A 21,767-nucleotide genomic window follows, 5' to 3' on the forward strand; every position below is an offset into this window, starting at 1 on the left:
TCGGGCGGGCGCCGGGATCTCCGGATGGCCCTGGGCCGGCACGCCTGTGGTGGAGGCTAGCCGGAGGATGTGACGTTGCCGTGTTGACCGCCACACTGGGCGGTAGTTTAGGAAAGCCGAGGAAATCCGCTCATGCGGGTATCCGCAGTCTCCCATCTAGGGAAAGGGCTGGTGCGGCCTTCGCGGTGCCGGACCTGCCCGCTCTCTGCAGGGGAGAACGCGGTCAGCCGCCGGACTTCTTCGCCTTGAAACCGCGCTTGAGGAGTTCGTCGATCAGCAGTTCGACATGCTCGCCCTGGATCTCCACCACGCCGTCCTTGAGACTGCCGCCGGTGCCGCAGCGCCGCTTCAGCGCGCTGGCCAGCTCCTTGAGCGCATCGCCGGCGAGCGGCAGGCCACTGATGGTGGTCACCGTCTTGCCGCCGCGGCCCTTGGTCTCGCGGCGCACGCGCGCGATCCCGTCGCCGGCAGGCGCTACGGCCTGCCCGCAGATGCAGGCGTCTTTGGGTTGCTGGCAGTCCGGGCAATGCCGGCCGCCATCCGTGGAATACACCAGCCCGCCGAGGGCGGACAGGGACGAAGCTTTTTTGACCACCGGGCGTTTCCCCCAGAATGGCCTCGACGGGCCAGGTCAACAACGATGGCCGGCGGGAGCCGACCGCGACGCCCCACTCAGGCAGGGGCTGCGCAGGGGCGGCATGGGGACCGCCCGAAAAGGTCGCGCAATTTAGCAGCATTGCGAGCAAATGCTAAGAGCGAAAATGCGCCATTGATCGGTGAAATGGCGACATCCGCGGCTCAGGCGTCCAGGTACAGGCGCAACGCCTGCAGGGAATCGGGGCAGTACGGCAGGCTGCGAGCCTCCTCCAGCGCCAGTTCGGGACGGATGAAGCGGGCCTCGGAGATTTCCTCCGCCTGCAGGCGCAAGGGCGCATCGGAGACGGCGGAAAACACCGCGCACCAGAGCCGGTTGCCCGGTTCGTCGAAGAAGAAGCGACCATGTTCGCGCAGGACCGCGTCGCGGATTCCCAGCTCTTCCTCCAGTTCGCGGGCGGCGGAGTCGGCGTAGGGCTCGCCGGCCTGGACCATGCCGCCGGCGGCGAGGTCCCAGTACCCGGGATAGACCGCCTTGCTCAGGGTCCGGCGCTGCACGCACAGCTCGCCGGCGGAGTTGAACAGCAGGATGAAGGTGCCGCGACCGATCAGCCCGCGCTCGCGCAGCTCCGCGCGCGGCAGGCTACCGAGCGGGCGGTCCTGCTCGTCGACCCAGGCGATGAGTTCGGCGTCGGAGGCGGCCCGGTGGGCCACCTCTTCGGCGCTGATCGGCGCGGCCATGGGTCAGCCCTGGGAAAGCAGCTGGCGCAGGTCGATCACCGCGGCGTTGGCGCGGGAAATGTAGTTGGCCATCACCAGCGAGTGGTTGGCCAGGATGCCGTAGCCGCTGCCGTTCAGCACCATCGGGCTCCACAACGGCTCCTGCGCGGCCTCCAGTTCGCGGATGATCTGCCGCACGCTGACCGTGGCGTTCTTCTTCGCCAGCACGTCGGCGAAGTCGACCTCGATGGCGCGCAGCAGGTGCGACAGCGCCCAGGCCTGGCCCCGGGCCTCGTAGAAGACGTTGTCGATCTGCAGCCAGGGGGTTTCCTGGACCACTTCCTCGACCTTGGGCGCCTCGCCCGGCTGTACCTCTTCGGGGTTCTTGATGTTGGTGTTCAGCTTGACCCGGCCGACGCTCGCCGACAGGCGCTGGGACAGCGAGCCCAGGCGGGTGGCGACGTCGCCCAGCCAGTTGTTCAGGTTGTCGGCACGGGCATAGAACTGCGCGTTGGGCTGGTTCGGGTCGGACAGGCGAGCCAGGTAGCGGTCCAGCGACTTGATGCCTTCCTGGTACTCCGACTCGGACGCCGGCAGCGCCCAGCTCTTGTTGTCGAAGTTGAAACGCGGCTCGGCGCGAGCCAGGTCGGCGTCCTCGGTGGACTGCGACTGCGAACGGGCGAAATCCTTGCGCAGCGCCCGGCTGATGTCGCGCACCTGGACCAGCACGCCATACTCCCAGCTGGGCATGTTGTCCATCCAGATGCCCGGCGGGAAGATGTCGTTGGAGATGTAGCCGCCCGGCTTGGTCAGCAGGGTATCGACCACTTCCTTGAGGGTTTCCACCGTGGTGTAGCCGGTGACCATCTGCCGCCCGGCGCGCTCGGCGGCGGCCTGGGCGCCCTGCTGCACGGGGAACAGGTCGGGTTCCTGGCTCCAGTACCAGCCGACCAGCATCGCCACCAGCAGGTAGATGCCCAGCAGGCCTCCCACCACGCGCACCAGCCAGGGGCCGCCGAAGTAGGTACGCACATCATCCACGGAATTGTCCACGCGATCGCGCATGGTCCCACGACGCTTCTTCCAGTCCAGCATGGCAAGGGTCCTTAAAACAGCTCGATAGATGGGGGATTGGACCATGGCGAACGCGTTCCGTGCCAAGCGCCAACCCTTCCAGGACGCCGAAAACCTCGGCATCGTCGGCTTTCAGCGTAGTGGAAGCCGGTTTTGTGCCGGAATGCTCAGTGAGAATTTTCCGAAACAGGCATAAGCATGCCGTAGTCCGTCGCACAAAGGCACCCACCAACAGGTGGGGATGACATTTGGAAAAGAAAAGGCTCCTCTCGTCAGCCGCCCAACGGCCGCTGGCTTTCATGGCGATAGGTGATAGCATAGAGCCATCATTCGCAGCGACGCTCTGCCGCGAAGACCACGAAAGAAGCGCGTCATGATGACCGAGCACGATGACCCGACCCTGGACCGCCTGAAGCACCACTTCGCCCAGCGAGTGATCAACCAGGCGCGCCAGGTTCTGGAGGTCTGGCAACGCCTGACCCGCGCGGAGTGGAACAGCGACGGCATGGAAGAACTGGCCGACGCCACCCTGCGCCTGCAGCGCTACGCCGAACGCTTCGAGCAAGCCGAGCATGCCCAGTTGGCCGGTGCCATCGACCGTACCCTGGACGTCGTCGAGGCCAACCGCGGCCGGCTTTCCAGCGAGTCGATCAGCGAACTCAACCAGTTGATGCAGCGCCTGTCGCGCACCGGCCTGCGGCATGGCGACCAGCTCGAGCACACCGTCCTGCCGCCGTTGCGCAAACCGGTCTACCTGGCACTGAAGGACCGCGAACGCGCCGAGCGCCTGGCCCAGCAACTGGAGTTCTTCGGTCTGCAGGCGCTGAGCTGCGAGACCGCCGACGCCTTCCGCGCCAGCATGCGCGAACGCTACCCGGCGGCGATCGTCATGGAAGTCGACTTCGCCGGCCCCGACATGGGCCTGCGACTGGCCAGCGAGGCCCAGGCCGGCCTCGAACACAAGCTGCCGGTGCTGTTCTTCAGCGACAGCGAGACCGACACACCGACCCGCCTGGCCGCGGCCCGTGCCGGCGGCCAGGAATTCTTCACCGGCACCCTGGACGCCTCCAGCGTGCTGGAAAAGATCGAGACCCTCAGCCGCCTGAGCTTCTACGAGCCCTACCGGGTACTGATCGTCGACGACTCCCGGGCCCAGGCGCTGCACACCGAGATGGTCCTCAACAGCGCCGGGATCATCACCCGCGCACTCACCGAGCCACTGTCGGTGATGGCCGAGCTGAGCGACTTCCAGCCCGACCTGATCATCCTCGACATGTACATGCCCGAATGCCTGGGCACCGAATTGGCCAAGGTGATCCGCCAGCACGAGCGCCACGTCAGCGTGCCGATCATCTACCTGTCCGCCGAGGACGACCTGGACAAGCAGCTGGACGCCATGAGCGAAGGCGGCGACGACTTCCTCACCAAGCCGATCCGCCCGCGCCACCTGATCGCCACCGTGCGCACCCGCGCCAGCCGCGCGCGCAGCCTGAAGGCGCGGATGGTGCGCGACAGCCTGACCGGCCTGTACAACCACACCCATACCCTGCAACTGCTCGAGGACGCCCGTCTGCGCGCACGTCGCGATGGCCGTCCGCTGAGCTTCGCGATGCTCGACATCGACCACTTCAAGCAGGTCAACGACCGTTTCGGCCACCCCATGGGCGACCGGGTGATCAAGGGCCTGGCGCTGTTCCTCAAGCAACGCCTGCGCAAGACCGACCACATCGGCCGCTATGGCGGCGAAGAGTTCGCCGTGGTCCTTCCGGACACCGACCTGGACGCCGCGCGCCTGGTGCTCGACGAGATTCGCCAGCGCTTCGCCGAGATCCACTACCCGGCGCAACCGACCGACCTGCGCTGCACCTTCAGTTGCGGCATCGCCGAGCTGACCCCGGACCTCGATATCAAGAGCATGGCCAAGCAGGCCGACGAAGCGCTGTACCGGGCCAAGCACGGCGGGCGCAACCGGATCGAAGTATATCGTCCCGACGCTCGATAATGGCCTTTTGTCATCAGCCGGTAACCGAACGGAAATAACCTGCGATCTCGCCGTTCCGTAGTCGGACGAGACTCGCCATGCGCCTCAAGCAACTCACCAACCTCAACACCCTGCTCCTGCTCACCGTCTGCCTCGCCCTGGGAATCACCCTGTGGTGGTCGCAACGCGCCATGGAGCGGCCCTTCCAGTTGCTCGACCAGTACCTGGAGCTGTCGCAGCGCTTCGACGAACAGGTCGCGCGCAACATCCGCCAGTACCTCGGCAGCGGCGACGCCGTGCGCCAGCAGGCCGCGCTGCAAGCCCTGGAAAGCCTCGCCGAGGCCTTGCCGGAGCTACCGCCGGACCTCGCCCGGACCCTCGCGCCAAGCCTCGCGGAGTTGCGCGAATTCAGCGCCGGCGACCTGCTCGCCGCCGGCAAGCTCGCCGGCGACCCGCAGGGCCTGCTGCTACAGGCCGAGCGCGACCTCACCGGCAACCTGGAACAATGGTCCGCCTACCTGGACGCCGCGGCGGGGCAGCCCCAGGCCGGCGCCTACCGCACCCCGCTGCTGCTCGCCAGCCTGCACCTGACCCGCCTCAGCCTGGCCCGCGCCAAGCTGGTGGAAAGCGCCAACCCGGCCCTGGCCGGCGACGTCGAGCGCGAATTGGCCAACCTGCGCGAGCAGGCCGGGCGGATCGAGGCCTTGCCGCTGCTCGGCGTGCTCGACGAGCAACGCTCGGCCAGCGACGACTTCGCCGCCATGATGGGGCTGGCCGGCGACGTCGAGGCTGGCGCCGGCAATGCCGAAGACCGCGGCGTGGCGCTGCGGCGCGAACTCGCCAGCCTGCTGCAACGCTATCCGGACGAGTTGCGCCGCACCCGCGACCTGATCGAGCGTCGCCAGCAACTGTCCGCCGACACCGGCGCCAGACTGGACGCGGTGCGCCAGGCCCTGGCCACCCTGGAACCGCAGGTGCGCGGCGAACGCCAGCGCCTGCAAGGCCAGGTACGCCTGATCCAGGGAGGGATGATCGCCCTGATCCTGCTCATCGCCCTCGCCATCGACAGCCTGCAAAGACGCCTGGCGCGGGTCCTCGGGCAACTGGTGCCGGCGCTCTCGGCCTGGGCCGACGGCGACTTCTCGCGCCCCATATCCCTGCGTACCCGCACCGAGGACCTGCGCAACCTGGAAGATTCGCTGAACCGCCTGCGCAGCTTCCTCGCCGAGCTGGTCGGCGCGATCCACCGCCGCGCCGAACAGGTCGCCGGCAGCAGCCAGACCCTGGCCGAGGTCAGCAGCGGCCTGCACGCCGGGGTCGAGCGCCAGGCCGGCGATACCGGGCAGATCCGCGACGCCCTCGGCGACATGGAAGCGGCGATCCAGCAGGTCGCCGGAGACGCCAGCCAGACCGCCGACGCCAGTCGCAGCGCAGGCCAGGCAGTGGAGCATGGCCAGCGGGTGATCGGCGAGAGCCTGGGCGGCCTGCGCGAGCTGGTCGACGAGGTGCAAGGCAACGCCCAGTCGATCGAGCGCCTGGCCGAGGAGTCGGCGACCATCGGCAGCGTGCTGACGGTGATCCGCTCGATCGCCGAACAGACCAACCTGCTCGCCCTCAATGCCGCCATCGAGGCCGCCCGCGCCGGCGACCAGGGCCGCGGCTTCGCCGTGGTCGCCGAGGAAGTCCGCTCGCTGGCCCAGCGCACCGCCGGCGCCACCGAGGAGATCCAGCAGCTCATCGGCCGCCTGCAACAGGCCGCGCGGCAATCGGTGGAGGCCATGCGCAGCCAGGTCGAGCATGCCGAACGCACCGCCGAACAGGCCGGCGCGGCGGAAGGCGCGCTGGACGAAGTGGTCGCCGCGATCCATACCATCGGCGTGATGGCCGAACGCATCGCCGAAGGCTCGACCCAGCAGAGCCAGGCGGTCGGCGAGATTCGCTCGCACAGCGAACGCATCCACGCCCTGGGCGGGGAAAACCTGCGGCTGATCGGCCATAGCCGCGAACAGGGCGAGCAACTGCGGCAACTGGGCGGCGACCTGCGCACCACGGTGCAGGCCTTCCGCCTGTGACCCTGCGGCGACGTGCCGCAAGGCGCCAGAGGAACCGTCTGGCTTCGGACCGGTCGGATACCGCTCAGCGGAACCGGGGCAGGACCTGATCAGCCGCACGGGGCTCGATCGGGCCCGGCTTTCCGCTATCATTCCGGCTTTTGATCCGACGAGATATCCATGCGCCGCCTGCTGACCCTGATCCTCCTGCTGGTCGCCCTGCCCGCCGGCGCGGGCCTGTTCGACAGCCGTCCCGGCGCCTCCCTCGGCGGCGGCCTCGATGGCGGCGGCTTCCTCAAGGTCGACCAGGCGTTCAAGCCCAGCGTCGAGCGCAGCGACGCGCAGCACGTGCTGCTGCGCTTCGTCAACGCCGAGGGCTACTACCTCTACCGCCACCGCTTCCAGTTCAAGGTCGAGCCAGCCCAGGTCAGCCTCGGCCAGGTGCAGCTGCCGGCGGGCAAGCAGCACCACGACGAGTACTTCGGCGATACCGAGGTCTACTACAACATCGTCGACCTGAAGATTCCCCTGAACAATCCGGCCCGGCAGCCCTATACCCTCGTGGTGACGTACCAGGGCTGCGCCGACAAGGGCCTCTGCTACCCCCCGGAAACCAGGCGCTTCGACATCGACGGCGGTGCCGCGACGCCAGCCGCGAGCGACGCGGCCGGCAAGGGCCCGCTCGAGCACAAGGGCAAGCGCAGCCTGCTGTTCTTCTTCCTCGCCGGCCTGACCCTGACCTTCACCCCCTGCGTGCTGCCGATGCTGCCGATCCTCTCCGGAGTGGTCCTGCGCGGCCGGCCGGGCGGTGGTCGCGGCTTCGTCCTGTCGCTCGCCTACGTGCTGCCGATGGCGCTCTGCTTCGCCCTGCTCGGCGCGCTGATGGGCATGTTCGGCGCCAGCCTCAATCTCCAGGCGCAATTGCAGTCGCCCTGGGTACTGGTGCCATTCGCGGCGTTCTTCGCGCTGTTCGCCGTGGCCATGTTCGGCTTCTTCGAGCTGCGCCTGCCCGGCTTCATCCGCGAACCGCTCGACCGTCTGGCCGGCGATGCGCGCGGCGGCTCGATCCTCGGCGCGGCCACCCTCGGCGTGCTTTCCAGCCTGCTGGTCTCGCCCTGCGTCTCCGCCCCGCTGGCCGCCTCGCTGCTCTATATCAGCGCCAGCGGCGATGCCTGGGGGGGCGGCCTGCAACTGTTCGCCCTCGGCCTGGGCATGGGTACGCCGCTGGTGGTGTTCGGCGCCGGCGGCGGCGCCCTGCTGCCCAAGAGCGGAGCCTGGATGAATGGCGTGCGCAACGCCTTCGGCGTGCTGTTGCTGGCGGTCGCCGTGTGGCTGCTGGAGCGGGTGGTGTCCGGCCCGGTGGCGCTGATGCTCTGGGGCATGCTCGCCGGCGGCGCCGGCCTGGCCCTGGGCGCCCTCGAATTCACCCCGAAGAGCGCCGCACGCCGCCTGCTGCAACTGCTTGGCCTGATGTTCCTGACCTACGCGGTGGCCGCCTGGATCGGCGCCCTGCAGGGCGAGTCGGACCCGATCCATCCGCTGGGCCGCTCGGTGCCGTCGATCCATGCCGGGCCGCCGAGCACGCCCGGCGAATGGCAGAACCTGACCACCCCGGCGCAGTTGGACGCCGCCCTGGCCGAGGCACGTCAGGCCGGCAAGCCGGTGCTGCTGGACTGGTATGCGGACTGGTGCATCAGTTGCAAGGTCATCGAGCGCCAGGTTCTCACCGATCCCACGGTGCAGGCACGACTGCCGGCCTACCGCCTGCTGCGCTTCGACATCACCGAAAGCAACCCGGCCCAGCGCGGCCTGCTGGACCGCTACAACCTGTTCGGTCCGCCGGCGATCCTGTTCTTCGCCCCGGGCGGTGACGAATGGAGCGACTTGCGCGTCATCGGAGAGATCGACGCCGCCGGGCTCGCCGAACGACTGCGCCGGGCCGCTACCCGGCAGTGACATGCGCTGACATACTTCTGCCGCAATTGCCGGTCAACATGCGGCGATCTACTGCAATCTAACAGTGACTGGACAGTCATACGGAAATTCCGGCATAGTGCCCGCTTGCCGTTTGCAGCCTGTACAGGACAATCAACAAGACAATGGCGACCCTCCTCGTATTGCACGGGCCGAATCTGAACCTGCTGGGCACCCGCGAGCCCGGCACCTACGGTTCGACCACCCTCGGGCAGATCAACCAGGACCTCGAGCGCCGCGCCCGCGAAGCCGGCCACCACCTGCTGCATCTGCAAAGCAACGCCGAATACGAACTGATCGACCGGATCCATGCCGCGCGCGACGAAGGCGTGGACTTCATCATCATCAATCCGGCGGCATTCACCCATACCAGCGTCGCGTTACGTGACGCGCTGCTTGCGGTGAGCATCCCATTCATCGAAGTGCACCTGTCGAACGTGCACAAACGTGAACCTTTCCGGCATCACTCCTACTTCTCCGACGTGGCGGTAGGGGTGATCTGCGGTCTCGGCGCCACAGGCTACCGCCTGGCCCTGGAATCCGCCCTTGAACAACTTCAACGCCCCTGACCTCACTGGGAGTGCTAGCGCTAATGGACATTCGTAAAGTCAAGAAACTGATCGAGCTGCTGGAAGAGTCCGGTATCGACGAGCTGGAAATCCGCGAAGGCGAAGAGTCGGTACGCATCAGCCGCCACAGCAAGACCGCCGCCCAGCCGGTGTACGCACAGGCTCCGGCCTTCGCCGCTCCGGTCGCCGCGCCGGCGCCGGCAGCCGCCGCTCCGGCCGCCGCTGCCGCGGAAAGCGCCCCGGCCGCGCCGAAGCTGAACGGCAACGTGGTTCGCTCGCCGATGGTCGGCACCTTCTACCGCGCCGCCTCGCCGACCTCGGCCAACTTCGTCGAAGTCGGCCAGAGCGTGAAGAAAGGCGACATCCTGTGCATCGTCGAAGCCATGAAGATGATGAACCACATCGAAGCCGAAGTTAGCGGCACCATCGAGTCGATCCTGGTGGAGAACGGCCAGCCGGTTGAGTTCGACCAGCCGCTGTTCACCATCGTCTAAGCCGCGGGGAACCTGCGATGTTGGAAAAAGTGCTGATCGCCAACCGCGGCGAAATCGCCTTGCGCATCCTTCGCGCATGCAAGGAGCTGGGGATCAAGACGGTGGCGGTACACTCCACCGCCGACCGCGAGTTGATGCACCTATCGCTCGCCGACGAATCGGTGTGCATCGGTCCGGCCCCGGCCACCCAGTCGTACCTGCAGATCCCGGCGATCATCGCCGCGGCCGAGGTCACCGGCGCCACCGCGATCCACCCCGGCTACGGCTTCCTCGCCGAGAACGCCGACTTCGCCGAGCAGATCGAACGCTCCGGCTTCACCTTCGTCGGCCCGACCGCCGAGGTGATCCGCCTGATGGGCGACAAGGTCTCGGCCAAGGACGCCATGAAGCGCGCCGGCGTCCCCACCGTGCCGGGCTCCGACGGCCCGCTGCCGGAAGATGAAGAAACCGCCCTGGCGATCGCCCGCGAGGTCGGCTACCCGGTGATCATCAAGGCCGCCGGCGGCGGCGGCGGGCGCGGCATGCGCGTGGTCTACGACGAATCCGAGCTGATCAAGTCGGCCAAGCTGACCCGCACCGAGGCCGGCGCGGCGTTCGGCAACCCGATGGTCTACCTGGAGAAGTTCCTGACCAACCCGCGCCACGTGGAAGTCCAGGTGCTTTCCGACGGCCAGGGCAACGCCATCCACCTCGGCGACCGCGACTGCTCCCTGCAGCGCCGCCACCAGAAGGTGATCGAAGAGGCGCCGGCCCCCGGCATCGACGAGAAGGCTCGCCAGGAAGTCTTCGCCCGCTGCGTCCAGGCCTGCATCGAGATCGGCTACCGCGGCGCCGGCACCTTCGAGTTCCTCTACGAGAACGGCCGCTTCTACTTCATCGAGATGAACACTCGCGTGCAGGTGGAGCACCCGGTATCTGAGATGGTCACCGGTGTCGACATCGTCAAGGAGATGCTGCGCATCGCCTCCGGCGAGAAGCTCTCGATCCGCCAGGAGGACGTGGTCATCCGCGGCCATGCGCTGGAATGCCGGATCAACGCCGAAGACCCGAAGACCTTCATGCCCAGCCCGGGCAAGGTCAAGCACTTCCACGCCCCCGGCGGCAACGGCGTGCGCGTCGACTCGCACCTCTACAGCGGCTACAGCGTGCCGCCGAACTACGACTCGCTGGTCGGCAAGGTCATCACCTACGGTGCCGACCGCGACGAGGCGCTGGCGCGGATGCGCAATGCCCTGGACGAGTTGATCGTCGACGGTATCAAGACCAATACCGAACTGCACAAGGACCTGGTGCGCGACGCCGCCTTCTGCAAGGGCGGGGTGAACATCCATTACCTGGAGAAGAAACTGGGTATGGACAAGCACTGATCCGTCAGTCGCTGCGCACAAGGGCTGCCTCCGGGCGGCCCTTGTCGTTTCCGCCTGCCGGCCGCCCCAACGGTGCTATCCTCGTCGCCCCTCCACCACCGGACTCCTGCATGGAACGCATCCGCCGCTGGTACCGCCAATCGCTGGCCGCCGCGACCGAGGCCGCGACCTGCTTCGCCCTGGGTTTCAGGGAAAGCCTGCAACCCGCCGCACTCTTCCGCTCCGCGAGCCTGTGCATTCTCGTCAGCGTGCTGTGCACCTGGCTGTTCGTGCATTTCTTCGAACCGATCATCCGCCTCTGCGGCTGGGCCGCGCTGTACACGGCATTCAGCGTGGCCAACTTCGCCCTGATCCCCAACGGCTCGCTGATCGAGGCCGGCAGCGGTGGCCCGTACTTCGATCCGCTGGCGGCCTTCAACGGCCTGGCGGGACTGGCGCAACTGGCGTTCTATTTCGTCGGCTATGCCGCGCTGTTCTTCGTCGCCCTGTACGCCGCCAGCATCGTCTTCGGCATCCGCCTGGGCCTGCGCATCGGCCTGCTCGGACAACTGAAGGAACAGGTCCGCCAACGCTACCCGCGACTGGCACCTGCCTCCGGCGAAAGGATCTCGCTGTGGCGTGCCGCCGGCTTCCGCCTGGCACCCTGGCTGGGCGTTTCCGGATCGATCCTGGTCGGCCTGCTGGTTCCGCTCTACAACGGTGTACTCCTGCTGCTGGCGCTGGCCTACCTGAACATCCGCTTCCTGCTGCCCGCCACGCTGGCCGGGCTGGCCGATGCCGGCGAGCAGCTCGCCGTGCTTCGTGCTCGCCGCGGCAGCCTGTTGCTGTTCGGCCTGCTGATACTGCTCCTGGCGCTGGTGCCGCTGCTCAACCTGCTGCTGCCGGCGGTGCTCGGCGGCGGTACCTGCCACCTGGCCAATCGCGGCCTGGCGCAACTGCGCGGCGAGGCCACGGCAGAGAGTGGCAGCGCCGGCTAGCCTCAAGTAAGCTTGCGCGGTGGAAAACGGGTCGCCCCTGGGCGGCCCGTTTCGTTTACAGCCGCAACAGAGGTCGCCCCATGCCCTGGTTACAAGTTCGCCTGGCCATCACCCCGGAACAGGCCGAAACCTACGAAGACGCCCTGCTCGAAGTCGGCGCCGTCTCCGTGACCTTCATGGACGCCGAAGACCAGCCGATCTTCGAGCCGGACCTCGGCACCACCCCGCTGTGGTCGCGCACCCACCTGCTGGCGCTGTTCGAAGCGGACACCGATGAGACCGCCCTGCTCGCCCACCTCGCCTTGCTTACCGGCGGCGACCTGCCCGAGCACCATGTCGAGGAAATCGCCGACCAGGATTGGGAACGCAGCTGGATGGACAACTTCCAGCCGATGCGTTTCGGCCGCCGCCTGTGGATCGTGCCGAGCTGGCACGCCGCCCCCGAGCCGGACGCGGTCAACCTGCTGCTCGATCCGGGCCTGGCCTTCGGCACCGGCACCCACCCGACCACCGCGCTGTGCCTGGAATGGCTCGACGGCCAGGAACTGGCCGGCCGGCAGGTGCTCGACTTCGGCTGCGGCTCGGGAATCCTCGCCATCGCCGCGCTGCTGCTCGGCGCCGAACGGGCGGTCGGCACCGACATCGATCCACAGGCCCTGGAAGCCTCGCGCGACAATGCCTCGCGCAACGGTATCGAGCCCGCGCGGTTCCCTGTCTACCTGCCGGCGGACCTGCCGCAGCGACAGGCCGACGTGCTGGTCGCCAATATCCTCGCCGGCCCGCTGGTTTCCCTCGCCCCGCAACTGACCGGCCTGGTACGTCCCGGCGGCCTGCTGGCGTTGTCCGGCATCCTCGCCGAGCAGGCCGCGGAGGTCCGCGCGGCCTACTCCGCACACTTCGATCTCGACCCGACCGCCGAGCGCGAAGGCTGGATCCGCATCAGCGGCCGCCGCCGCGCCGATTGATGGCGCGCTGCCAGCCACCACTGATCCCGCCCCACTGCCTTCGTGCAAGAAGCTTGGGGTAGACTAGCCGCCGGATTTTCCCTACGGATCGCCGCATGAGCGAAAGCGTCATCACCCAATGTCCCCATTGCAGCACCAGTTTCCGCGTCAACGACGCGCAACTGGGCGCCGCCAATGGCGCGGTCCGCTGCGGCACCTGCCTGAAAGTCTTCAACGCCCTGCAACACCAGGTCGGTGGCGCGCCGCGCGCGAACGCTCCTTCGGCAGCCGAAGCGAAGCCGGCCGCCGCTCCGCCACCCGCGCCCAGCGTCGCGGCCGCCACCTCGGCCGCGCCCCCGGCAGCGCGCCCGCGCGACGAAACCCTGTGGATCCATGACGACCTCGACCTGGACAGCCTCAACCTCGACGAGGAACTGGCCAAGCTCGACGAATTCGAGCTGAACCAGGAATTCTCCAGCATCGAGAAGGCCCCGCGACCGGCGGAAAGCCTGCTGGCGCGCCGCGACGACGAACGCGATCCACATGACGAACGCTGGGCCGAGGCGCTGATCGCCGATGCCGAACCGGCCCAGCCGGCGCGCGGCAATCCGCGCCAGGAACCGAGCCTCGGCGAACCGCTGGCGGAAGAGCGGGTATCCTTCGTGCCGCTGCGCCGCGCCGAGGATCCGCCGGAACTTCGCCTCAGCCTCGATGACGACGATGACGACGAGCCCAGCCTCGGCAAGCGCCGCCACGGCCTGAGCGCCCTGGATGAAGACGACGAGGAAAGCGCCGAGGAACAGTCCGTCGCGCCCCTGGGCAGCGCCCGCAAACCGGACGAGGCGCCGGTCGAGAGTCTCGACCAGTTGCGCGACGAGCCGCTGCAACTGGCCTGGGAGAAGCCCCGGCGCCAATGGCCGCGGCGTCTCGGCTGGCTGCTGCTGATCCTGCTGGCGCTGGGCGGTCTCGCCGCTCAGTACATCGCCTACCATTTCGACGAACTGGCGCGCCAGGACGCCTATCGCCCCTGGTTCGCCCAGCTCTGCCCGGAAATCGGCTGCACCCTTCCCTCCAAGGTCGACGTGGAGCAGATCAGGAGCAGCAACCTGGTGGTCCGCAGCCATCCCGAATTCAGCGGCGCGCTGGTGGTCGACGCGATCATCTACAACCGCGCCAGCTTCTCGCAGCCGTTCCCGCTGCTGGAACTGCGCTTCGCCGACCTCAACGGCCACCTCATCGCCAATCGCCGCTTCAAGCCCGGCGAGTACCTCGGCGGCGAGCTGGCCGGACGAACGGAAATGCCACCGCAGGTACCGATCCACGTGTCGCTGGACATCCTCGACCCGGGTCCGAAGGCGGTGAACTACAGCCTGAGCTTCCATTCCCCGGAGTGACCGGAAAGACCTCGCCGGTCGCCGCCGGGCCGCTACGCCCACCCGCTCGCGCGGAGCGCCAGGCGCAAGTGCCGCTCGTCTTCCAACTGTAAGAACTAAGGAATCGGCTGTTCAGAATTTATCCAAAACAGCCTTTATCCGGTCATCCAGAGCGGGTATCATGCCCTCCCTTTTTTCGCAGCACCGCAAGACAGGGAAGCCCCATGTCGGTGGTACGCATCGGCCCATATACACTGCCCAACAGACTGATCCTCGCGCCGATGGCCGGGGTGACCGATCGTCCGTTCCGTCAGCTTTGCCGTCGCCTTGGCGCCGGGATGGTGGTATCGGAGATGGTGACCAGCGACGTCCGCCTGTGGAACAGCCGCAAGTCGCGCCTGCGCCTGATCCACGATGGCGAGGACGAGCCGCGCTCGGTGCAGATCGCCGGCGGCGATCCGGCCATGCTGGCCGAGGCCGCGCAGCGCAATGTGGAACTCGGTGCGCAGATCATCGACATCAACATGGGCTGCCCGGCGAAGAAGGTATGCAACAAGGCAGCGGGGTCCGCCCTGCTGCGGGACGAGGCGCTGGTCGCCGAGATCCTCGATGCCGTGGTCAGGGCGGTCGACGTACCGGTCACCCTGAAGATCCGGACCGGCTGGGACCGGGACAACCGTAACGGCGTCACCGTCGCGAAGCTCGCCGAACAGGCGGGGATCCAGGCTCTTGCGGTGCATGGCCGGACCCGCGCCGACCTGTACACCGGGGAGGCGGAGTACGAGACCATCGCGGCGATCAAGCAGGCCGTGTCGATACCGGTGTTCGCCAATGGCGACATCGATTCGCCGGAAAAGGCCAGGAAAGTCATCGAGCAGACCGGGGTGGATGCCCTGCTGATCGGTCGGGCCGCCCAGGGAAGACCGTGGATTTTCCGCGAGATCGACCATTACCTGCGGACCGGCGAGCACCTGCCGGCGGCGCCGCTTCCCGAAGTGCAGAGCATCCTGCTCGAACACCTCGCGGAGCTGCACCTTTTTTATGGGGAAGAAATGGGTGTGCGGATCGCCCGCAAGCATGTGGGGTGGTATCTCGCGACTCTGCCGGGCGCAAGGGAATTCCGCGCCCAGTTCAATCGTTTGCAGGACACGGATGCGCAGTGCGCCAGCGTCAGGCAGTTCTTCGCCGAGCGCCAGAACAACGGAACAGGGGTGGCCGCATGACAACGATGACGACCGAGACTTTAGTGAGTGGAACAACGCCCGTGAGCGACAACGCCAACCTGAAACAGCACCTCACCACGCCGACGCAAGAAGGGCAGACCCTGCGCGACAGCGTGGAGAAGGCATTGCACAACTACTTCGCCCACCTCGAAGGGCAGCCGGTCACGGACGTTTACAACATGGTGCTCTGCGAAGTCGAAGCGCCGCTGCTGGAAACCGTCATGAACCACGTCAAGGGGAACCAGACCAAGGCCTCCGAGCTACTCGGCCTGAACCGCGGGACCCTGCGCAAGAAACTCAAGCAATACGATCTTCTTTAAGAGCGGCGGCGGGCTCCGGCCAAGGGCGCGCGTCCCGGCCGGCACCCGCGGCCGGAAGCCAGCCCTCAGGACCCTTGCAATGACCGACCAAACCACCCGCCTGCCCATCCGCCGCGCGCTGATCAGCGTTTCCGACAAGACCGGCGTCGTCGACTTCGCCCGTGAGCTGGTCGCCCTCGGCGTGGAAATCCTTTCCACCGGCGGCACCTACAAGCTGCTCCGGGACAACGGCATCTCTGCCGTGGAAGTGGCCGACTACACCGGCTTCCCGGAAATGATGGACGGTCGGGTGAAGACCCTGCACCCGAAGGTGCATGGCGGTATCCTCGGTCGCCGCGACCTGGACGACGCGGTCATGGAGCAGCACGGCATCAAGCCGATCGACCTGGTGGCGGTCAACCTGTATCCCTTCGAGGCCACGGTGGCCAGGCCCGACTGCGACCTGCCTACCGCCATCGAGAACATCGATATCGGCGGGCCGACCATGGTCCGTTCGGCGGCGAAGAACCACAAGGATGTCGCCATCGTGGTCAATGCCGGCGACTACGCCGCCGTGATCGAATCCCTCAAGGCCGGCGGCCTGACCTACGCCCAGCGTTTCGACCTGGCCCTCAAGGCGTTCGAGCACACCTCCGCCTACGACGGCATGATCGCCAACTACCTGGGTACCATCGACCAGACCCGCGATACCCTAGGCACCGCCGACCGCGGCGCCTTCCCGCGCACCTTCAACAGTCAGTTCGTCAAGGCCCAGGAAATGCGCTACGGCGAGAACCCGCACCAGAGCGCGGCGTTCTACGTCGAGGCGAAGAAGGGCGAGGCCAGCGTCTCCACCGCCATCCAGTTGCAGGGCAAGGAACTGTCGTTCAACAACGTCGCCGACACCGACGCCGCCCTGGAATGCGTGAAGAGCTTCCTCAAGCCGGCCTGCGTGATCGTCAAGCATGCCAACCCCTGCGGCGTCGCCGTGGTGCCGGAAGACGAAGGCGGCATCCGCAAGGCCTACGACCTGGCCTACGCCACCGATAGCGAATCGGCGTTCGGCGGCATCATCGCCTTCAACCGCGAGCTGGACGGCGAAACCGCCAAGGCCATCGTCGAGCGCCAGTTCGTCGAGGTGATCATCGCGCCGAAGATTTCCGCCGCCGCCCGCGAGGTGGTCGCCGCCAAGGCCAACGTACGCCTGCTCGAATGCGGCGAATGGCCAGCCGAGCGCGCCCCGGGCTGGGACTTCAAGCGGGTCAACGGCGGCCTGCTGGTACAGAGCCGCGACATCGGCATGATCAAGGCCGAGGACCTGAAGATCGTCACTCGCCGCGCGCCCACCGAGCAGGAGATCCACGACCTGATCTTCGCCTGGAAGGTGGCCAAGTTCGTCAAGTCCAACGCCATCGTCTACGCCAGGAACCGCCAGACCGTCGGCGTCGGCGCCGGCCAGATGAGCCGGGTCAACTCCGCACGGATCGCCGCGATCAAGGCCGAGCACGCCGGCCTGGAAGTGAAAGGCGCGGTGATGGCCTCGGACGCCTTCTTCCCGTTCCGCGACGGCATCGACAACGCGGCCAAGGCCGGCATCACCGCGGTGATCCAGCCGGGCGGCTCGATGCGCGACAACGAAGTGATCGCGGCGGCCGACGAGGCGGATATCGCGATGGTGTTCACTGGCATGCGCCATTTCCGCCATTGAGTATCACGGCGGCTGAGCGCGATGCGGCCAGCCGCCCTACCCACGAATTTCACGCAGGGCGGATAACGCGGCGCGTTACCCGCCGTTGCGCCAGGAGAACCCCATGAACGTACTCATCATCGGCAGCGGCGGTCGTGAACATGCCCTGGCCTGGAAAGTCGCCCAGGACCCGCGCGTGGCGAAGGTCTTCGTCGCCCCGGGCAACGCCGGCACCGCCACCGAAGCCAAGTGCGAGAACGTCGCCATCGACGTGCTGGCCCTGGAGCAACTGGCCGACTTCGCCGCGAAGAACGTCCAGTTGACCATCGTCGGTCCCGAGGCGCCGCTGGTGGCAGGCGTGGTCGACCTGTTCCGCGAGCGCGGCCTGGATATCTTCGGCCCGACCGCCGGCGCCGCCCAGCTGGAAGGCTCGAAGGCCTTCACCAAGGACTTCCTCGCCCGCCACCGGATCCCCACCGCCGCCTATCGCAACTTCACCGAGGTCGAGCCGGCCCTGGCCTACCTGCACGAGCAGGGCGCGCCCATCGTCATCAAGGCCGATGGCCTGGCCGCGGGCAAGGGCGTGATCGTCGCCATGAACCTGGACGAAGCCGAAGCCGCCGTGCGCGACATGCTCGCCGGCAATGCCTTCGGCGACGCCGGCTCGCGCGTGGTGATCGAGGAGTTCCTTGATGGCGAGGAGGCCAGCTTCATCGTCATGGTCGACGGCCAGAACGTGCTGCCGATGGCCACCAGCCAGGACCACAAGCGCGTCGGCGATGGCGACAGCGGGCCGAACACCGGCGGCATGGGCGCCTACTCGCCGGCCCCGGTGGTCACCGCCGAGGTCCACCAGCGGGTGCTGGACGAAGTGATCTACCCGACCGTGCGCGGCATGGCCGAGGAAGGCAACGTCTATACCGGCTTCCTCTATGCCGGCCTGATGATCGACAAGAGCGGCGCGCCCAAGGTCATCGAATTCAACTGCCGCTTCGGCGATCCGGAAACCCAGCCGATCATGGTCCGCCTGGAGTCCTCCCTGGTCCTGCTGGTCGAGGCCGCCCTGGCCAAGGCGCTGGACAAGGTCGAGGCGACCTGGGACCCGCGTCCGACCGTGGGCGTGGTACTGGCCGCCGGCGGCTATCCGGGCGACTACGCCAAGGGCGAGGTCATCGAAGGCCTGGCCGAGGCCGCCGCGCTGGACGGCAAGGTGTTCCACGCCGGCACCGCGCTGAAGGATGGCCAGGTGGTCACCTCCGGCGGCCGCGTGCTCTGTGCCACCGCCATCGGCGAGAGCGTGTCCGCCGCCCAGCAACAGGCCTATCGCCTGGCCGAGAAGATCCGCTGGAACGGCTGCTTCTACCGCAAGGACATCGGCTACCGTGCCATCGCCCGCGAGCGCGGCGAGTCCTGACCGGGCCCGAAGCCGCGGGCGCCGCACGGCGCTTCCGCGGCCTATGCCGTTGCCACGGCCACTTGGCTATAATCCGGCCATTCACCTTCGAAGGGACTTCGCCGTGGTACGGCTTCGGATCGCCATAGGACTACTCGTCAGCTTCCTGCTGCTTCTGCTCGGTCCGATGTCGCCGGCGGTCGCGGACGACGCCGGCGTTTCCAGCGTTCCCCTGCAAACCACCGCCACCACCCCCAGCGTCAACCAGAACTGGCGCCTGCTGCGCGACGAGAGCGCGCAACTGCGGATCGCCGACGTCCTCCAGCGCAAGGAGCAGTTCCGCCCGCTGGCCAAGCGCTCCTTCATCTTCCCCGCCAGCCCCCAGGCGGTCTGGCTGCAGGTCCAGCTTCCCGCGCAGAAGGTGCCGAGCTGGCTGTGGATCTTCGCCCCGCGGGTGCAGTACCTGGACTACTACCTGGTGCAGGACGGCCAACTGGTGCGGGACCAGCACACCGGCGAGTCGCGACCGTTCCAGGAGCGCCCGCTGCCCTCGCGCTCCTACCTGTTCTCGCTGCCGGTCGACGGCAAGCCGATGACCCTGTACGTGCGGATGACCTCCAACCATCCGCTGATGGCCTGGTTCGACCAGATCGACGAAGCCGGCCTGGTCGGCCTGGAGAAGCCCGCCTACGCCTTCGGCATGCTGCTCGGCGGCATGCTCCTGCTGCTGATGTACAACCTGATCCGCTTCGCCTACTCGCGCAGCGCCAGCAGCCTGTGGCTGGCGGCGGTGCACGCGGCGCTGGCGGTCTGCGCCGCGGCGAACCTGGGGCTGGTGGCGTTCTGGCTGCCGGGACTCAAGTTCAACCAGTCGCTGACCGCCGACCTCGGCGCCCTCGGCGCCGCGGTGAGCCTGCTGTGGTTCGCCTGCAGCTTCTTCCGCGGCACTGCGGAAAGCCGCCTGAACCGCCTCCTGCAAGGCGAGGCGCTGTTGATCCTGGCGGTCGGCGCGATCATCGCCTTCACCCAGCAACTCTGGTTCAGTTGGCTGATCTACCTGCTGGTGATCCTCAGTTCGCTCAGCGTCCCGCTGATCGCGGCCTGGCACTGGTATCGCGGCTACCAGCCGGCGCGCCTGATCGTTGCCGGGATGATCGTGTTCAACGCCGGCTTCATGGTGTTCCTGCCGGTACTGTTCGGCACCAAGCAACTCGATCCGGGCTGGCTGGTGCTCGGCGTGTTCAGCTTCGCCACCCTCGCCGGGCTGGTCCTGAGCGTCTCGCTCACCGAACGCCAGCGGCTGATCCAGCAGCTCAACCTGCAACAGCGCACCAGCGAGGCGGCGCACACCGCGGAATTGCAGACCAAGGCCGAGTTCCTGGCCAAGATCAGCCACGAGATCCGCACGCCCATGAACGGCGTGCTGGGCATGACCGAACTGCTCCTCGGCACCCCGTTGTCGGCGAAGCAGCGCGACTACGTGCAGACCATCCACAGCGCCGGCAACGAGCTGCTCACGCTGATCAACGAGATACTCGACATCTCCAAGCTGGAGTCCGGGCAGATCGAGCTGGACGAAGTGCAGTTCGACCTCAACGCGTTGATCGAGGACTGCCTGGATATCTTCCGGGTCAAGGCCGAGCAGCAGCGCATCGAGCTGATCAGCTTCACCCAGCCGCAGGTGCCGCGGGTCATCGGCGGCGATCCGACGCGCCTGCGCCAGGTGGTCCTGAGCCTGCTGGACAACGCGTTCAAGCAGACCGAGGAAGGCGAGATCCTGCTGGTGGTGGCCCTCGACGACCAGGGCGAGACGCCACGCCTGCGCATCGCCGTGCAGGACAGCGGCCACCCGTTCGACGCCAAGGAGCGCGAGGCGCTGCTCACCGCCGAGCTGCACAGCGGCGACTTCCTTTCCGCCAGCAAGCTCGGCAGCCACCTCGGCCTGATCATCGCCCGCCAACTGGTGCGGCTGATGGGCGGGGAGTTCGGCATCCAGTCCGGCAGCAGCCAGGGCACCACCCTGTCGCTGACCCTGCCGCTCGACCCGCAGCAGCTGGAGAACCCCACCGCCGACCTCGACGGCCCGCTGCAGGGCGCCCGGCTGCTGGTGGTGGACGACAACGAAACCTGCCGCAAGGTGCTGGTGCAGCAGTGCAGCGGCTGGGGCCTGAACGTCAGCGCGGTGTCGTCCGGCAAGGAGGCGCTGGCCCAGTTGCGCACCAAGGCGCACCTGCGCGAGTACTTCGACGTGGTCCTGCTCGACCAGGACATGCCCGGCATGACCGGCATGCAACTGGCGGCGAAGATCAAGGAAGACCCCAACCTCAACCACGACATCCTGCTGATCATGCTCACCGGGATCAGCAACGCGCCGAGCAAGATCATCGCCCGCAACGCCGGGATCAAGCGCATCCTGGCCAAGCCGGTGGCCGGCTACACGCTGAAGGCGACCCTCGCCGACGAACTCGCCCAGCGCGGCGTCAGTGGCGTCACCAACTACCTGCAACCGGCCAAGGAAGCGCAGGCGCCGAGCCTGCCGAGCGACTTCCGGATCCTCGTCGCCGAGGACAACAGCATCTCCACCAAGGTCATCCGCGGCATGTTGAACAAGCTCAACCTCCAGCCGGACACCGCCAGCAACGGCCAGGAGGCGCTCAGCGCGATGAAGGCGACCCAGTACGACCTGGTGCTGATGGACTGCGAGATGCCGGTTCTGGACGGCTTCTCCGCCACCGAGCAGCTCCGCGCCTGGGAAGCCCACGAACAGCGCCCGCATACCCCGGTGGTGGCGCTCACCGCGCACATCCTCAGCGAACACAAGGAACGCGCGCGGCTGGTCGGCATGGACGGGCACATGGCCAAGCCGGTGGAGCTGTCGCAATTGCGCGAGCTGATCGCCTACTGGGTCGGCGAACGCGATCGCCGCCGCCAGGGCGACGCCCTGCCCTCCTGAGGGCAGCGACGTGCTCCGGCGCTGCACCCGGCCTCCGCCACGGCGGATAACCGCACGCGGTTATTCGCCCTACGCCCCGGTGGTCCCGCCTCAC

At 67.5% G+C, this 21,767-nt stretch carries 16 protein-coding genes and 1 pseudogene; 14 read left to right on the forward strand and 3 right to left on the reverse strand.

Annotated features, from left to right (window positions below):
• Positions 1 to 223: 223 nt before the first annotated feature.
• The 3 genes from LJF27_RS00780 to LJF27_RS00790 all read right to left on the reverse strand — a co-directional run bounded on the left by LJF27_RS00780 (position 224) and on the right by LJF27_RS00790 (position 2,409).
• On the reverse strand, positions 224 to 595 hold the full coding sequence (locus LJF27_RS00780; RefSeq protein ID WP_003095367.1) for a translation initiation factor Sui1: 372 nt from the start codon (positions 593 to 595) through the stop codon (positions 224 to 226).
• 203 nt (positions 596 to 798) lie between these two features.
• A complete protein-coding gene (locus LJF27_RS00785; protein ID WP_003095369.1) occupies positions 799 to 1,335 on the reverse strand; it encodes an NUDIX hydrolase in 537 nt (178 codons plus the stop codon).
• 3 nt (positions 1,336 to 1,338) lie between these two features.
• Entirely contained in the window at positions 1,339 to 2,409 is a 1,071-nt protein-coding gene (locus LJF27_RS00790; RefSeq protein WP_009877155.1) for a DUF2333 family protein, read from the reverse strand.
• 352 nt (positions 2,410 to 2,761) lie between these two features.
• Between LJF27_RS00790 and gcbA the strand changes: the two genes are divergently transcribed.
• The 14 genes and pseudogenes from gcbA (at position 2,762) to retS (ending at position 21,673) form a co-directional block, all read left to right on the forward strand.
• On the forward strand, positions 2,762 to 4,390 hold the full coding sequence (gene gcbA / locus LJF27_RS00795) for a diguanylate cyclase GcbA (protein WP_003106227.1): 1,629 nt from the start codon (positions 2,762 to 2,764) through the stop codon (positions 4,388 to 4,390).
• A 1,535-nt stretch (positions 4,391 to 5,925) separates the two neighbouring features.
• Positions 5,926 to 6,441: pseudogene (gene ctpL, locus LJF27_RS30500) on the forward strand (methyl-accepting chemotaxis protein CtpL); the annotation flags it as partial.
• Between the two features lie 159 nt (positions 6,442 to 6,600).
• Complete coding sequence (locus LJF27_RS00805; protein ID WP_003106232.1) at positions 6,601 to 8,376, forward strand: protein-disulfide reductase DsbD; 1,776 nt, start codon at positions 6,601 to 6,603, stop codon at positions 8,374 to 8,376.
• Positions 8,377 to 8,519: 143 nt separating this feature from the next.
• Positions 8,520 to 8,963: a type II 3-dehydroquinate dehydratase gene (gene aroQ / locus LJF27_RS00810; RefSeq protein ID WP_003095385.1), complete on the forward strand. Its 444-nt coding sequence runs from the start codon at positions 8,520 to 8,522 to the stop codon at positions 8,961 to 8,963.
• Between the two features lie 23 nt (positions 8,964 to 8,986).
• Positions 8,987 to 9,457, forward strand: coding sequence for an acetyl-CoA carboxylase biotin carboxyl carrier protein (accB, locus tag LJF27_RS00815; RefSeq protein WP_003110495.1), 471 nt, complete (start codon positions 8,987 to 8,989; stop codon positions 9,455 to 9,457).
• Positions 9,458 to 9,474: 17 nt separating this feature from the next.
• Entirely contained in the window at positions 9,475 to 10,824 is a 1,350-nt protein-coding gene (accC, locus tag LJF27_RS00820; RefSeq protein ID WP_003095391.1) for an acetyl-CoA carboxylase biotin carboxylase subunit, read from the forward strand.
• Positions 10,825 to 10,934: 110 nt separating this feature from the next.
• A complete protein-coding gene (locus LJF27_RS00825) occupies positions 10,935 to 11,801 on the forward strand; it encodes an EI24 domain-containing protein (protein WP_003107504.1) in 867 nt (288 codons plus the stop codon).
• 80 nt (positions 11,802 to 11,881) lie between these two features.
• A complete protein-coding gene (gene prmA / locus LJF27_RS00830; RefSeq protein WP_003107506.1) occupies positions 11,882 to 12,766 on the forward strand; it encodes a 50S ribosomal protein L11 methyltransferase in 885 nt (294 codons plus the stop codon).
• 95 nt (positions 12,767 to 12,861) lie between these two features.
• Positions 12,862 to 14,139, forward strand: coding sequence for a DUF3426 domain-containing protein (locus tag LJF27_RS00835; protein WP_003161322.1), 1,278 nt, complete (start codon positions 12,862 to 12,864; stop codon positions 14,137 to 14,139).
• A 203-nt stretch (positions 14,140 to 14,342) separates the two neighbouring features.
• Entirely contained in the window at positions 14,343 to 15,341 is a 999-nt protein-coding gene (gene dusB, locus LJF27_RS00840) for a tRNA dihydrouridine synthase DusB (protein ID WP_003095402.1), read from the forward strand.
• Positions 15,338 to 15,661, forward strand: coding sequence for a DNA-binding transcriptional regulator Fis (gene fis, locus LJF27_RS00845; RefSeq protein ID WP_003121116.1), 324 nt, complete (start codon positions 15,338 to 15,340; stop codon positions 15,659 to 15,661). Before dusB ends, fis begins: the two co-directional genes overlap by 4 nt.
• A gap of 79 nt (positions 15,662 to 15,740) precedes the next feature.
• Positions 15,741 to 17,348 (forward strand): bifunctional phosphoribosylaminoimidazolecarboxamide formyltransferase/IMP cyclohydrolase, encoded by a 1,608-nt coding sequence (gene purH, locus LJF27_RS00850; protein ID WP_023116787.1) that lies wholly within the window; start codon positions 15,741 to 15,743, stop codon positions 17,346 to 17,348.
• A 103-nt stretch (positions 17,349 to 17,451) separates the two neighbouring features.
• A complete protein-coding gene (gene purD, locus LJF27_RS00855) occupies positions 17,452 to 18,741 on the forward strand; it encodes a phosphoribosylamine--glycine ligase (RefSeq protein ID WP_003105150.1) in 1,290 nt (429 codons plus the stop codon).
• Between the two features lie 103 nt (positions 18,742 to 18,844).
• Positions 18,845 to 21,673 carry a hybrid sensor histidine kinase/response regulator RetS gene (retS, locus tag LJF27_RS00860; RefSeq protein WP_003095412.1) on the forward strand — a complete coding sequence of 943 codons (2,829 nt, stop codon included), beginning with the start codon at positions 18,845 to 18,847 and terminating at the stop codon, positions 21,671 to 21,673.
• Positions 21,674 to 21,767 lie beyond the last annotated feature (94 nt).

Source organism: Pseudomonas sp. 203-8 (assembly GCF_020708595.1).
GTDB classification, from domain to species: domain Bacteria; phylum Pseudomonadota; class Gammaproteobacteria; order Pseudomonadales; family Pseudomonadaceae; genus Pseudomonas; species Pseudomonas aeruginosa.

What these genes read in the sequence shown, in the direction of transcription:
- LJF27_RS00785 (WP_003095369.1), bottom strand. Translation starts at nt 1,335, where the DNA reads ATGGCCGCGCCGATCAGCGCCGAAGAGGTGGCCCACCGGGCCGCCTCC.
- LJF27_RS00790 (WP_009877155.1), bottom strand. Translation starts at nt 2,409, where the DNA reads ATGCTGGACTGGAAGAAGCGTCGTGGGACCATGCGCGATCGCGTGGAC.
- gcbA (WP_003106227.1), top strand. Translation starts at nt 2,762, where the DNA reads ATGATGACCGAGCACGATGACCCGACCCTGGACCGCCTGAAGCACCAC.
- LJF27_RS00805 (WP_003106232.1), top strand. Translation starts at nt 6,601, where the DNA reads ATGCGCCGCCTGCTGACCCTGATCCTCCTGCTGGTCGCCCTGCCCGCC.
- aroQ (WP_003095385.1), top strand. Translation starts at nt 8,520, where the DNA reads ATGGCGACCCTCCTCGTATTGCACGGGCCGAATCTGAACCTGCTGGGC.
- accB (WP_003110495.1), top strand. Translation starts at nt 8,987, where the DNA reads ATGGACATTCGTAAAGTCAAGAAACTGATCGAGCTGCTGGAAGAGTCC.
- accC (WP_003095391.1), top strand. Translation starts at nt 9,475, where the DNA reads ATGTTGGAAAAAGTGCTGATCGCCAACCGCGGCGAAATCGCCTTGCGC.
- LJF27_RS00825 (WP_003107504.1), top strand. Translation starts at nt 10,935, where the DNA reads ATGGAACGCATCCGCCGCTGGTACCGCCAATCGCTGGCCGCCGCGACC.
- prmA (WP_003107506.1), top strand. Translation starts at nt 11,882, where the DNA reads ATGCCCTGGTTACAAGTTCGCCTGGCCATCACCCCGGAACAGGCCGAA.
- LJF27_RS00835 (WP_003161322.1), top strand. Translation starts at nt 12,862, where the DNA reads ATGAGCGAAAGCGTCATCACCCAATGTCCCCATTGCAGCACCAGTTTC.
- dusB (WP_003095402.1), top strand. Translation starts at nt 14,343, where the DNA reads ATGTCGGTGGTACGCATCGGCCCATATACACTGCCCAACAGACTGATC.
- fis (WP_003121116.1), top strand. Translation starts at nt 15,338, where the DNA reads ATGACAACGATGACGACCGAGACTTTAGTGAGTGGAACAACGCCCGTG.
- purH (WP_023116787.1), top strand. Translation starts at nt 15,741, where the DNA reads ATGACCGACCAAACCACCCGCCTGCCCATCCGCCGCGCGCTGATCAGC.
- purD (WP_003105150.1), top strand. Translation starts at nt 17,452, where the DNA reads ATGAACGTACTCATCATCGGCAGCGGCGGTCGTGAACATGCCCTGGCC.